Origin of the sequence: Neopoerus faecalis (genome assembly GCF_029218125.1) — a bacterium.
In the GTDB taxonomy this organism is placed as follows: domain Bacteria; phylum Bacillota; class Clostridia; order Oscillospirales; family Oscillospiraceae; genus Oscillibacter; species Oscillibacter faecalis_A.
Genome location: NZ_JARFXX010000003.1, coordinates 143606 through 157761, shown reverse-complemented (window position 1 = coordinate 157761; position 14156 = coordinate 143606). Strand labels below are relative to the sequence as shown.

At 50.3% G+C, this 14156-nt stretch carries 9 protein-coding genes and 1 riboswitch; of the genes, 2 read left to right on the top strand and 7 right to left on the bottom strand.

Features of this window, described 5'->3' with window-relative positions; translation table 11 throughout:
• Positions 1-6 precede the first annotated feature (6 nt).
• The gene (locus PY311_RS05015) at positions 7-732 is read right to left on the bottom strand and encodes an amino acid ABC transporter permease (protein WP_286147572.1); all 726 of its coding nucleotides are present in this window, start codon (positions 730-732) and stop codon (positions 7-9) included.
• A gap of 109 nt (positions 733-841) precedes the next feature.
• Positions 842-1654 (bottom strand): transporter substrate-binding domain-containing protein, encoded by an 813-nt coding sequence (locus PY311_RS05010; RefSeq protein ID WP_286147571.1) that lies wholly within the window; start codon positions 1652-1654, stop codon positions 842-844.
• 210 nt (positions 1655-1864) lie between these two features.
• Between PY311_RS05010 and spoIVA the strand changes: the two genes are divergently transcribed.
• Positions 1865-3247, top strand: coding sequence for a stage IV sporulation protein A (gene spoIVA, locus PY311_RS05005; RefSeq protein ID WP_286147570.1), 1383 nt, complete (start codon positions 1865-1867; stop codon positions 3245-3247).
• Positions 3248-3575: 328 nt separating this feature from the next.
• Here spoIVA and PY311_RS05000 read toward each other — a convergent pair whose 3' ends face one another.
• The 3 genes from PY311_RS05000 to PY311_RS04990 all read right to left on the bottom strand — a co-directional run bounded on the left by PY311_RS05000 (position 3576) and on the right by PY311_RS04990 (position 9171).
• On the bottom strand, positions 3576-6665 hold the full coding sequence (locus PY311_RS05000; RefSeq protein ID WP_286147569.1) for an S-layer homology domain-containing protein: 3090 nt from the start codon (positions 6663-6665) through the stop codon (positions 3576-3578).
• A gap of 442 nt (positions 6666-7107) precedes the next feature.
• Positions 7108-7803, bottom strand: a complete 696-nt coding sequence (locus PY311_RS04995; RefSeq protein WP_286147568.1) for an aspartate/glutamate racemase family protein — start codon at positions 7801-7803, stop codon at positions 7108-7110.
• 18 nt (positions 7804-7821) lie between these two features.
• Positions 7822-9171: a branched-chain amino acid transport system II carrier protein gene (locus PY311_RS04990; RefSeq protein ID WP_286147567.1), complete on the bottom strand. Its 1350-nt coding sequence runs from the start codon at positions 9169-9171 to the stop codon at positions 7822-7824.
• Positions 9172-9468: 297 nt separating this feature from the next.
• On the opposite strand from PY311_RS04990, the gene PY311_RS04985 reads away from it, so the two are divergent.
• Positions 9469-10566, top strand: a complete 1098-nt coding sequence (locus PY311_RS04985) for an alpha/beta fold hydrolase (protein WP_286147566.1) — start codon at positions 9469-9471, stop codon at positions 10564-10566.
• Positions 10567-10687: 121 nt separating this feature from the next.
• On the opposite strand, the gene pflA is transcribed toward PY311_RS04985, so the two are convergent.
• On the bottom strand, positions 10688-11386 hold the full coding sequence (gene pflA / locus PY311_RS04980; RefSeq protein WP_286147564.1) for a pyruvate formate-lyase-activating protein: 699 nt from the start codon (positions 11384-11386) through the stop codon (positions 10688-10690).
• An 84-nt stretch (positions 11387-11470) separates the two neighbouring features.
• Complete coding sequence (gene pflB, locus PY311_RS04975) at positions 11471-13699, bottom strand: formate C-acetyltransferase (RefSeq protein ID WP_286147562.1); 2229 nt, start codon at positions 13697-13699, stop codon at positions 11471-11473.
• Between the two features lie 71 nt (positions 13700-13770).
• Positions 13771-13883: riboswitch (ZMP/ZTP riboswitch) on the bottom strand.
• Positions 13884-14156 lie beyond the last annotated feature (273 nt).

Sequence of the window (14156 nt, the reverse complement as noted above, 5' to 3'; positions counted from 1 at the left end):
CCTCCCTTATTTAAAGTAGCTGAGCTTGCGCTCAATAAAGCTGAACAGAATTGTCAGCACACCGACAAATGCCAAGTAAAATACAGCGGTGTAGAAAAGCGGCCATGTAATGCCTTTAGACTTCATGAACGCCTCACCGGCCATGGTGATCTCCGTAATGGCAATGACCCGGGCGAGGGAGGTATCCTTGACCAGCGTAATGATCTCGTTGGACATGGGCGGCACAACCCGCTTGACCATCTGCAAAAGCGTGATCTTGAAGAAAATCTGGCGCTTGGTGAGGCCCAAAACCTCACCGGCCTCCCGTTGTCCGGCAGGGACGCCCTCAATGCCGCCCCGGTAGATCACAGAGAAATAGCAGGCGTAATTGATGATAAAGGCCAGTGCACAGGCAAACATACGTCCGTTGCTGAAAACGTTCCATGGATTGTGGTCAAACCACAGGCCGGGGCCGTAAAAGATGATGATAAGCTGCAGCACCAGCGGCGTTCCGCGGATGACCCAGACGATCACATTGGTCAGGGCGCGAATGGGCTTTACCTCTGAAAGCCAGCGGGTAAAGCGTCCCATGGGCCGCTGCCCATAAGACAGGAAGCGGAAAGGGGCCCATTTGCTCATGGAGCCGAAGGCGATAGGCAATCCCAAGGGGAGGCCGAAAAGTAGCGTCAGAAAAAAGAGCTTTGCGGCCTCACCGCAGCCGCGCAGAATAGAAAGTGTGACGGTCCAGAACATGAGATGTATTCTCCTCTAAATTATAATCAGCGGGGAAGGCGAGAAAGCCACCGAAAGGCAGAGAGCATACGCTCTCTGCCTTTTTATGTAATGTGTGGGATCGTTTCCGTTACTTGGTCACAACAACCTGTGCGTTGTTGCAGTAGGCGTTGGAGCACTCCATGGTCTCCTGAACGGCGTCTGTGAGGGTCATGCCATTCCACACCACATCGATGTTTTTGCTGTTCAGCTCAAAGACCTTGTTGTCCCAGTTGATGACAACGAATTCAGGCGTCACGCCCAGCTTTTCAGCTACCAGCTTGGCAAGATCGGCGTCAAAGCCGATCCAGTTACCGTCGGCATCCTGATAATCCATGGGCTCAAATTCGGTGATGCCGATGACCAACGTGCCCTTATCCTTGATGTACTGCACATCGCTGTCGGTCTCGGAAGCAGTAAATTCAGAGGTGGGCTGCTCAACGAGCGCGGCCTGCACGCCATAGGTTTCGGCAATGGTTTGCAGCGTACCGTCGGCATAAGCGTCCGCCAGAACGGAATTGATAAAGGAGGCGAGGTCGCTGCCCTTGCGGCAGCCGACGCCGTACAGCTCCTCGGTGAGCTTCTGGTCGGTGACGGTCAAATTGGGATAGCTGGTTCCTTCGCCTACCATGGCGCCGGCCATCAGAGAGTCGATAATCGCGGCATCCGCCGTACCGGCCTGTACCTCCATCAGTGCCTTGGCCTGAGAGTCTACGGAAACGGTTTTGAAGCCGTTTTCACCGGCAACCTCCTCACCGGCGGAACCGGCCTCCACTGCATAGGTCAGATCGGTAATTTCAGTAGAGGTAGTGGAATCGGCGGCAGGAGCGTCCGTTTTGGCGCCGCAGGCGGCCAGAGACAAAACCATCATAGCCGAAAGAATAAAAGCAGTCAACTTTTTCATGTGTTTTTCCTCCAATTTTGTTGTTCGATTTATTATAGTAGTAGTTTACCATGGTAAATTGATAATGTAAAGAAGCAAGAGGAATAAATTGTGCTGAAAACCGCGATGCACATTTGTCTGATATGAACAAAGGGAGACGGGCTGACATACTTTTTACTGCTGGGACATAGACTGGAGCAAGACTATGGAGTGCGAAAAGGACGGGATGCTATGAATACCTCGATCTATCAAAATATTGCCACCCGCACCGCCGGGGATATTTATATCGGTGTTGTGGGGCCGGTGCGAACAGGAAAGTCCACCTTTATCAAGCGGTTCATGGAAACACAGATCATTCCCAGCATCGACAATGTTTACCGCAAGGAGCGGGCTCGGGATGAGCTGCCGCAGAGCGGCTCCGGCCGGACTGTCATGACAGCGGAGCCGAAGTTTGTGCCGGAGGAGGCAGTGCAGCTTCAGTTGGATGGCGGCGCGGCCTTTTCCGTCCGCCTTATCGACTGTGTCGGCTACATGGTCCCGGGGGCCCTGGGGCAGATGGAGGAGGACCAGCCCCGCATGGTGACAACACCGTGGTATGACCATCCGATTCCCATGACCGAGGCTGCCGAGATCGGAACGCGAAGGGTCATCACCGAGCACGCCACCATTGGCATTGTCATTACAACGGATGGAAGCATCTCAGATATTCCACGGGAGGACTATCTGGAGGCAGAGGAGCGGGTGATTCGGGAACTGCAGGAGATCGGCAAGCCGTTCATCGTTTTACTGAACTGCGTGGACCCAAAATCCGACCGCGCACAGGACATCGCGTTGGATATTGCCGGACGGTACGGAGTCAAGTGTGTGCCGGTGAATTGCCTTCAACTGGACGAGGAGGCTGTGAGCGAGCTTTTAAAGGCGGTGCTTTATGAATTTCCCATGCAGGAGCTGGATATTTTCCTGCCATCGTGGGTAGACGCATTGCCGGGAGACCATCCTCTGAAGGACGGACTGTATGAGGCCATCCGGCAGAGCACCACGGAGCTGCGGCATATCCGGGAAATCAGCAGCGCGGTCAAGCAATTAGGCGAGGACGAAAATATCCGTGAGGCGGCGATTTCGTCTATTGATCTTGGCACCGGCGTCGCAGCTATTCAAATCAGCCTGCCCCGGGAGCGGTTCTACCAAACGCTGTCCGAGCAGTCCGGCTTTGATGTGTCGGATGACGGAGACTTGATGAGCCTGCTGAGTACGCTGGCCGGCGTCAAGGCGGAGTATGATAAGGTAGCGGGGGCCCTGAAGGACGTCCGGGAAACGGGATACGGAATCGTAGTCCCCGGCATTGATGAGCTGAAGCTGGAGGAGCCGGAGATCATGAAGCAGGGAGGACGGTACGGCGTCCGCTTGAAGGCCAGCGCACCAAGCATACACATGCAAGACAGCAAACAGAAGTTTCAAAATCACCAGTCGGCAGAATGGCAGAGTGTTTCTGGTGGATGCTGTAGTTGTGGTATGAGAGTACGGAATCGCCATAGAGCAAGAGGGGCAATTGGCAGAGTGCTCTACCATATCCCAGTGCGGTCGGAATATTCAGATAGTGGGGCGGTTTCGTGAAAATATGGAGGGATCGGATGGATACATTACAAGAAAACAGCGTTATGTTACATATCAACGAGTGTCTGTACCGAAAGGGAATCATCAATGAAGTGCTTTATAATCACGCAAAGGCTGTGATTGTGAAGCGTAGATAGTGAGGAATAGATTCCAAAAAGACAGCAGAGGCGGTGTATCGGTTTGATACACTGCCTCTGTCTGCTTGTTTATTTTTTGTACAGCTACGTTTGTTTCACTTTGCCATTTTATATGCAGCCGTAGGCAACGCCTATAGAAAAGCCTGCCGTCCGGTAACAGGCGGCAGGCTCATATTTGCCGGAAAGAGGAATCAGCCGATAACCTTCAGTGCGCGACCCGCCAGAGCGGCGCTTTGGCCGCGGGTCACGTTGACGCCGAGGTTCAGCAGCCCATCGGCGGTGCCCTTCAGAATGCCGTTCTGCACGGCCCACAGCACCGCATTCAGTGCCTCACCGGGAACATTGGCGGCGTCTTTGAAGTGGCTGAGGTCCACGCTGACGTCCGAGGCAGGGGAACCGGCAGCGACATACAGCGCCAGAAGGACCTGCATTCTGGTAGCGGACTTATCGCCGGTGGCAAGGCCACGCTCAGCAGCCCATTCCAGACCAGCCTGATAGTTGTCCACGCTGACCGCGCCGCAGATACGGCCCGCCACGTTGGAGATTTGGTTTAGTGTCACGCCGCTGTAGAGGTCAAAGACCGTTTCGCTCCGGCCGACCATGATCTCCCGTGCGCTCATGGAGGCAATCTCATTGTAGAAGGTGCTACCGACAGGGACATCCACAAACGTCTTGGCATTGTCGATGATCTTCACATTGGTATCGCCGTTGAGCTTCAGCTCCACGCCGTTTTCCGTGACAACGGAGGTGGGGACAAGGGTCTCATTGCCCTTGCTGTCCACGATGACAGCCACAGCGCCGGGGGTGACCTTTTCCACAGGAATTTCCACCTTCACCGTAGTGTTGGAGGGGACGGTGATCTTCACAGTGGGGGCGTCCTTCGTGTTCTTTTCCATGGGGACCTCCACCGGTAGCGTCATGGAATCGCCGGTCTTATTAGCTTCTTTGGCATCTGCGGTGGACACGGAAGCGCTAATGCTGGTGATGTTGCCGCTCTTGTCGGTCACAGTGGTGCCAGTGGTGCCGCCGGAGGTCTTGTTCGTCTCAGTGACGGTGCCGTTCTTCTTGGTCTCAACAGTAGAGGTGGAACCATCGGTACGCTTCGTGGTCTCCGTCACGGTGCCGGTGGACTTATTGGTCACAGTGGTTGTGGTGGAACCGTCGGAGTTCTTCTTGGTGGTTGTGGTGGTGTTGCTGGAGGAGCCGGAGGAGTGAGACCCGCCGGAGCTGCCGGATGCCTCACGTTCAAGCGTTACTGTGATTTCGCCGGGAGCAGTGGCCGTACCACTCTTGGAAACATAGCCGGAGGCGGAAACGGTGTACTCATAGGTATAGGCAGTATTCAAGGTATAACTGCCATCAGCATTGGGTGTTACAGTGGCATTGGTAGTCTTGTTAATGACGCTTACAACCGCATTAGCGGGGGTTGTTTTGAATGTGATGGTATAATCCGTGAACTGACCCACCTTATAGGTGCCGTTGCCCATATCCTTTGCGGAATAACCGTCTTTCAAGTAAGAAGCGTCAGGCTCTGTGGAGAATGTACCGCCGGAGATGAATTTGTATGCTTCAGTTTTGCCCTCTGTTGCATAAGTTGCAACCGCCTTGGCATTTTTGCTCGTGATGGTAGCATTCTGGATGGAAACGGTAGAGGACCCATAGGGGTAATCGCAGGATTCGATTGCGAGGCCATCGCCGGTACTGTTCCAGCCATTACCGTTGTGCTCAAAATTGCTTTTAGCACCTGTTCCGCTGATCGTACCGCCGGTAATCGTCAGCTTGCCGCCCTTAGCAGCAACGCCGGTATCACCAGAAATGGTTCCGCCGCTGATTTCAAAAGTGCCAGCAGGAACGTACACGCCAACATTGCCGCCAGTTAACGTGCCCTCTGTGATCTTTAAAGCAGTACCGTTAGAAAAATTTTCTCCATTGGCAGAGCCGTTTGTAGAAACAGCGGCACTCTGCGCTGCGGTGATCGTGCCGCCATTGATTTCAACCTTAGCTGTGTCGAAAGCAGTGATTCCATAATAGACGCCATTTGCATCGATTGTGCTATTATTGAAAATCAACGTGCCGGTGTTCCATGCGGAAAGTAAGCCCCGTGCCGTTTCAGATGCGGTTCCGGTAAACTTACCATCGCCGGTCACGGTAACGATACCACTCTGGACGACCAGAACCGTTTGACCGTTTTCACTGGCGGTAACCGTTTTTCCGTTCATATCAATGGTAAAGTTTTTCCCGTCATTTGCAATGACTTGATTACTATTAAAATCATTCAGCAGGGTGATGGTCTCACCATCCTGAACGGCTGAGACAGCATCGGCCAGAGTGGCATACGTCTTGTTCCCAACCTGGGCAACAGGGTCGGTAACATCTGTACCGGTCTGGCCACCTTTGTAAGCAACGCCTGCAACGGGCTTGACCTTTATGTTGTTACCAGTACCATCCTTAGTAGAAATGTAAAGGTTCTCGATCGTGCCGCCGTTATAGGTAAATGCACCGCCATAGCCGCTATCATATTCCACATACAGGTTCGTGACTTCGCCGCCGGTCATCGTAAAGCCGCCGGGATTATTGGCAGACCACTCATTAGCATTGACAAAAATATTGCCGATGGTGCCGCCGTTGATAGCGGTCAGAGCGCCGTTAGCGTTTGCGCCAATCCACAGGTCGGCCGCATACTTCGTATAGCTGTTCTGCCAAGCATTGCCAACTTCATTGCCGGTAATAGAACCGGAGTTCATCTCAAATTGAGAGTTGCTGGTCATATAGACACCGGCAACATAGGTACTGGTCTTGCCGCCGGTAATAATTGCGCCGTTCACAATGACCTTACCTGCGTTACAATAGACCACAGCGCCATGCTTCTTTGCGTCCAGAGTGATTGCGCCCAGCGTCAGGGTTTTGTCCGCAGTTTCCAAATCCACCAGACTAAAGCCCTTAAACGCATCGGACGCAACAATAGAACCGCCAGTCAGGGACACCGTGTTCTTGATAACCAGCGGTGCGTCGATGGCGATTTCGCCAGAAACCGTGATGGTATCGCCGTCGCTTGCATTGTTGATTGCATTAACAAGCTCTTCAGAAGTGCTGATAGTTTTTTCAGCCTGTGCGACCAACACAACTTCGCCGTTTGCCTCCTGCGGAACAGCTTCGTCCTCTGTCTCCCGCGGCTCGGCCACCGTTTCCACGGCGGGCTTATCGTCCGACTCGTCCGCCGGAGCTTCCTCTGCCAGTGCTGCTGTCGGAAGCAGTGACAGCGCAAGAGAAAGCGCCAGCAAGACTGACAAAAATTTCCGTTTTATGAAAAGACTCCTCCCAAAATATTTTTCATACTTTTCTGCGAAAAGCATGAGCAGTCCATGGACTGCTATTCTCCCTCTCCTTAAATTGTAATAAAAAGAGGGGGCTGTCTATAGACCCATTCTGCATCGGATTTTTCCAAAAGCAAGGGACGTTCGATTTTTTCAGCACCATTTTAATAAAAAGTTAAAAATTCCCGGCATATCGGTGTTTTTTCGGAAAAGGGACCTTATGCGCTTTGGGTAGAGGAACATATCCAGTTGTTCAGCTCCACATTTATACACGATTCAAGGCCTCTACGAGTAAAAGCTCCCCAATCCTGACGGAGAAGGGAGCTTTTACATTTAAGCCACGGTGTTTACTTTTTCAATTTCATGCTGCCGATAGAGCTCCTATCAACGAAAATATCTATCGGACAATTCAGCCATCCATAATTTCATCCAAAATGGCGGCCACATGGATTTTTACGGTGTCCAAGCAAGGAACAGGCGAAATATTGTCATTGAGGATCAATGGCAATTCTGTACAGCCCAGTACCAATCCCTGAATCCCGCTTTCCTTTGCCATCTGCTCTGCGATAGATACCAAACGTGATTGTGTTTCGGGCAGGACTTTTTCATAAACCAATTCCTCGTAAATCTTTCCATGAATGAAATCCATGTCATCTTCGTTTGGAATCTCCACTTCAATGCCGCGCTTACGAAAAGCCGTTTTGAAAAACTCGTTTTTCATTGTGAAACCGGTGCCGAGAAGCCCCACCTTTTTATAGCCGCGCCGTGCGGCTTCCTGTGCTGTAGCTTCCACAATGCTGATCAACGGAATGGGGCTGCGGGCCTGTACTTGGTCGAAAATCAAATGCGCGGTGTTAGCGGTGAGTACGGCAAAGTCCGCGCCGCTGGCAGCCAATCTCTGAATAGGGGCCAGTGTAAAATCCACTAACTCATCGTAGCGTTTTTGGTCGCACAGTTCTACCCACTTAAATAAATCAATACTCTCAATTGACATATCGGGGAAGAAGTCACGCCCAACCCGCTTCTGTACGCCATATACAATATCGTGATAGTAGGAGATTGTAGATTCAGGGCCGATGCCTCCTACAAGGCCAACTTTTTTCATAATAATGCCTCCATTGAATTACTGTTCGTTGGATTTTTCCAGCATGGGATACGCCCCTTTACCAGAAGCCTTGACAATCACAGCGCCCACGATAAAGCCGATAATGCAGGGCAGCAGCCATGCAAATCCATAGGAGGACAGCGGCAATGCCGCGTACAAGGACTCCAGCGCAGGAATATGAATGTTCGTAATATTGCTGCCATTCATAGTAACAACAGCTTCATAGATGCCGATTAAGCTGGCCATCAGGACAGTGCCCTTCCATGCACCGTGATTGGGCACCAGTTTTCTGGCGCAGCCCAACAGGGTAAGAATGATTGCAATGGGATAGATCAGGACAAACACAGGGTAAGTATATGTGATAACCTTTGCAACACCCATGGTAGCCAGCAGGAAACCGAGCACATCGTAAATCAAAATACAGGTCTTGAGTTTCAGTTTGCCATGCGTTAATGTTTCCGTCAGCTGAGCAATGGTAGTAATGACACCAATGGTAGTGGTCAGGCAGGCCAGTAAAATTCCAACACCCAGAGCAGCGGTTCCAACGCGTCCGATACATTTTTCCACCAGAGCGACCAGCAGGGCAGTTTGATCCATAGAGGAATCAAACATACCGGAGCCGGTAGCACCTAAATACAGCAGACCGCCATAAACAATCAGCAAACCAATTAGCGCAACGATGGCAGCTTTTGTAACGGCCTTGGTGCGTGCAGACTTTTCTTCATAGCCTTTAGACTTAATGGAAGCAATGAAAGTACCTGCAATCACGATGCCAACAGCTACATCGCCGGTCTGATAGCCCTGCAAAAAGCCGTAAGTAAAATTGCCGGTGTGGCCGGTGTCAACCGGCGTACCGATAGGGGCAAATACAGATGCGGCCACAATGACTAACAGAATAACCAGAAGGAACGGCGTGAGATACTTGCCGATAATGTCAATAAACGAGGATTTGCGAGTGGTGAAAATCCATACCAGAACATAGTAGCACAGCAGCCCGATAAGCTGGGCCACTCGATTTCCCTGTAATATGGGGAATACGCTGAACAGGCCCGTTTCAATTCCAACACCGCCTTGACGGGGAATGCCGCAGGTTAGAATAAAAATTACGAAAAATACCATATAGGCACTACAAAACCAGCCTGATACGGGGCGGCACAGCTGTTCAAATCTACCGCCCATGTTATCCACAGCAACAATAGTAGCAATCGGCAGTAGAATACCTGACAGCATCAAGCCCATAATAGCAGCTGGCCATCCGCTGCCGGATACTACGCCAACTAACGGGGGAAAAATCAGATTGCCTGCCCCAAAGAACACTGCAAACAGTGCAAATCCGACCACAAGGGCATCTTTTGTTTTTTTACTCATACATGGTCCCTCCTCAATTTTCTCTTGATGTCCATTGAGCTTCTTGGCGCGCCTTTATTGTGAAGCTCTTTCTGTTTGTTACTCTATCATGACCATAATCCTGCTGTAACTGGAATATTTTTTTGAGTTTTCAGAAGATTTTAAGATACTCTGTCAAAACGCTTTTTTTCATGTATACTGTACTATGGTAAGATTTAAAATGCTTATGTGGAATAAAATGGGGAGGGTGAACTCATGTGTAGATCAGCGTCTCTTTTTACATTTTGTATTCAAGGTTGGCAGGGGAAGCTGCCTTGTATGCTGTATTCCGCTGGAACCGATCAAGACTACCCTACAATTATTTTTGCCCATGGCTTTCCGGGACATGAAAAGAACGCAGCCCTTGCTCAGCTATTGCGAAAAGCAGGCTTTCATGTTCTGATCTTCTATTATGGCGGCTCATGGGGCAGTGAGGGGGTGTTTTCTTTCGCCGGAAGCATTCGGGATACTTTGGCCGTAATTGATTACCTGATGGCAGATACGAACTATCATATTGATAGGCGTCATATCTTTCTTCTTGGACATAGCTATGGTGCTCCGGTGATTGCCCGCGCCATGGAGCAGCGTCCATCCATCTTTGGAGGCATTTTTTTAATGCCCTATGACCTTGGCAGGGCCTATCTGATGAGTCGAACAAACAGTAAGGTATCAAAGGGCTTAATGCAGCTCTTACAAGAGGGAGCTGAAATATTACCGGATACTTCCAGTGAGCAGCTTTATCAGGAAATACAAAAACAGCCCGATAATTATTCTTATTTTCCCATGGTTAAATTTCTCTCACAAAAGCCAATTTACTGGGCCAGCTGCAAGAATGATGAGCAAGCTCCGGAAAATGTTCATACCCGTCCTTTTATGGAGCTCCTGAAGAAATATCCCCGTAATCGCATTTTGTGGCACAGCTATGACACAGATCACTATTTTTCCGATATGCAGGAGCGTTTGGCACGTGAAATCGCCTGCTTTATCGAAAAAACGATGGAGCAGGAGGGCACTTCGTGGTTAGAGCCATCAGTGTTTCGGGAACGGTTATGCCAAATGATTGCCACAGAGTTTCAAACGATAACCAGCAGTCAGGCGGCATCGCGATTCCATATTAGTGAGCCTTATTTTTGTTCCATTGTGAAAAAATCTACCGGGACAACTTTCAGTGCACTTCTTTTAAAGCAGCGCATGAGTCTTGCGGTTCAACTTTTAGAAACCGGGGCTATGCCAGTCACAGCAATCGCAGAATATCTTGGCTACAGTGACCCGGCCTATTTTGAAAAAGTATTTAAAAAATATTATCAGCAGTCACCTTCGGACTTTCGGCGTGTTGATACCGAAGCAGCAAATGCTTTACTTAATTCTACTTCCTAATATTTGCAGGCTACAAAAGGCACCCATACTACTGAAAAAAGTCTTACCCTCCCAGCTTGTGTACTGGGAGGGTAAGACTTTTATGCGCCGCTAACTTTGGTAGTTACATTTAATGCTTACATTACAACTGCACAAGCAGTTTTTTCAGCGTATCCGGATGCATAGCCGGTGTATCCTTTAATGGAAACTCCAGACCGAGCTGTTCGTATTTTTCTATGCACAGCTTGTGGAACGGTAAAAATTCCAGTTTTTCAAAATTGGGATAGCTTTCCGCCATGGCTTTTATACGGCGCAGATGGTCAAGGCTATCAGTCAGTCCCGGAACAACCACATGGCGAATCCACAGCGGAATATTTTTTGTTGCAGTTAGCTGCAAAAAGCACTTGACTTGGTCAAAATCCGCTCGGCAGTTTTTAAGATAATCGGTTCTCGTGAGGAATTTCAAATCGCACAGCACCAAATCGGTATGTATGAGAACCTTTTCCGCCTGAACAAGATTGCATACACCGGAGGTATCTAATGCAGTATGTACACCGTGCTCGTGCAGCTTGGCGAAAAACTCTGCGACAAATTCCGCCTGCATCAGTGGTTCTCCACCTGTTACCGTCACACCGCCGCCGTTTTTCCAGTACGGTTGAAACCGCAGCGCTTTGCATACCAGTTCATCTACATTAGTCGGTGTGCCGCCCTCGGTCCGCCATGTGTCGGGATTGTGACAATACACGCACCGCAGCGGGCAGCCCTGCATAAACACCACATAGCGTACGCCGGGTCCGTCCACCGCTCCAAGGGACTGAATAGAATGAATGTTTCCAATCATTGTATGCCGATTTCCTTTCGTTGCATCAGGAAGGAGCGGGAGCATCCACGAGAGGGAATGGCCGTTCACTTCGTAAGCGAAAAATCAGATGGCCTCATGGAAGGTACGCGAAATGACCTCTCTTTGCTGCTCATGACTCAACTTATAGAAGTTCACTGCATAGCCGGAAACGCGGATGGTCAGGTTCGGGTACTGCTCCGGATGCTCGTAAGCCGCCAGCAGCATTTCACGGTTGAGTATGTTTACATTCAGGTGATGTGCATTTTGCGCGAAGTAGCCGCCCATGATGGCAACCAGATTGTTCACCTGCTCCTCACTGGTCTTGCCAAGGGCTCCCGGTGTGATGGAGAATGTGTTGGAGATACCATCGCGGCAGTAGGTGTAACTTAACTTTGCCACCGAATTCAGCGATGCCAGTGCGCCGGAAACATCACGTCCGCTCATCGGGTTTGCCCCTGGTGCCAACGGTTCGCCATGACGTCGGCCATCCGGCGTATTACCAGTCTTTTTACCGTACATGACGTTGGAGGTGATAGTCAGAATAGACAGTGTGTGGATCGCGTTGCGATACAAAGGGAACTGCGTGAGCACCTGATAGAATTTCTCTACCTGCTCACAGGCAATCTGATCCACACGATCATCATCGTTGCCGAACTTTGGGAAATCCCCATCAATCTCAAAATCGACGATGATACCGTTCTCTGGATTGCGGATGGGCTTTACCTTGGCATATTTGATTGCGGAGAGAGAATCTGCCATACAGCTCATGCCCGCAATGCCGAATGCCATCAAGCGGCGGACTTTGGTATCATGCAGTGCCATCTGGCTTTTCTCGTAAGCATACTTGTCATGCATATAGTGGATGGTGTTCATCGCGGAAACATAGGTTTTTGCCAGCCACGGACGGTAGATATCCATGCGGCGCAGAACTTCATTGTAATCCAGTATGTCGCCCTCCATGACGGGCATTTCAGGACCGACCTGATCAAACTTGTTCTCGTCACGGCCACCGTTAATTGCCATCATCAGCAGCTTTGCAATGTTGGCTCGTGCACCAAAGAACTGCATATCCTTGCCGACGCGCATTGCGGAAACGCAGCACGCGATAGCGTAATCATCGCCGTAGTACGGACGCATGACATCATCGTTTTCATACTGAAGCGCATCCGTGTCGATAGATACCTTTGCAGCGAACTTTTTCCAGTTCTCCGGCAGGTTTTCACTCCACAGAACAGTCAGATTGGGTTCTGGGGCAGCGTTGAGATTATATAGGGTATTCAGTATACGGTAGCTGTTTTTCGTGACCATGTGGCGGCCATCCTCACTAATACCGCCGACAGCTTCAGTGATCCACATCGGGTCGCCGCCGAACAGCTCGTTGTACTCTGGAGTACGCAGATGACGCGCCATACGCAGATGCAGCACGAAATCGTCCATGATTTCCTGCGCTTCACTCTCAGTCATCAAACCAGCTTTGATGTCGCGCTCGAAATAGATGTCGAGGAAAGTGGAGGTACGACCAAGGCTCATCGCGGCACCGTTCTGCTCCTTAATTCCAGCAAGGTATGCAAAGTAAAGCCATTGAACGGCTTCTTTGGCATTCTCTGCCGGATGGGTAATATCAAAGCCATAGGAAGCGGCCATTGTAATCATGTCATTGAGCGCCTTGATCTGGTCGCTCAGCTCCTCCGCACAGCGAATCTCTTTTTCGGTGGTGGGAACTACACCAAGAGAGTCTTTATCTTTTTGCTTTTCCTCAATTAAGCGGTTGACGCCGTACAGCGCCACACGGCGGTAGTCGCCGATGATGCGCCCACGGCCGTAGGCGTCCGGCAGGCCGGTCAGCAGACCGACATGACGGGCTTCACGAACATCCTTGGTGTAAGCTGAGAATACGCCATCATTGTGGGTCTTGTGGTACTTGAACTCCTCCTCAATTTTGGGAGAAACCTCATAGCCATACTGTTTGCAGGCATCACGTACCATACGCATACCGCCAAACGGATTGCACGCGCGCTTGAGCGGCTCGTCGGTCTGAAGGCCGACAATCACTTCATTGTCCTTATCAAGATAGCCCGGACCGAATGCCGTGATAGTAATAACGTTTTCGGTGTCGATATTGCGTACACCGCCCTTTTCACGCTCCTCAACAAGCAGCTTGTCAAACTTTTCACGTAGTGCGGTGGTACGTGCGGTAGCCGGAGCGAGAAAAGCACCGTCACCGTCATAGGGGGTATAGTTTTTCTGAATAAAGTCGCGGACATTGATCTCGTTTTGCCAATCTCCGCTGTTAAAATTGTTCCATGCGTTCATATATTTTCCTCCTATTTCGATTTCGGCTGTCCTCTTTTGGGTAACAAAAAAGGACAGCATCGCATAATTTGCGACACTGCCCAGACGGTCGGCATAGAGATGCAGTTACCCTGCATCTGATTACGAAACTCCCTGCTCCCCGGTGGTTTGCAATCCACCTTGCCCGTCAGTTGCAGGAAATATGTCTTTTTTAAAATAACATACTTTTGATAAAATACGCAACTGCCGAAAGTAACAAAAAGTTTGCCCCGAAATCCTATAGAAGCTGTAGCGTCTTTTTTATTTGCTCAAACGTGGAATAGAGGAAAGGTTAAACAGAGCGGAAATCACTGCACTTCTATCAAGCACAACATAGTATTATGGCTACGCTCCATTTTGAGCATTTCTTGACGCATGGCCAGCCCGGGACGCTGCAATTTCAGCATTGATTTCATCCAGCGACATATCCGCCGTGCCA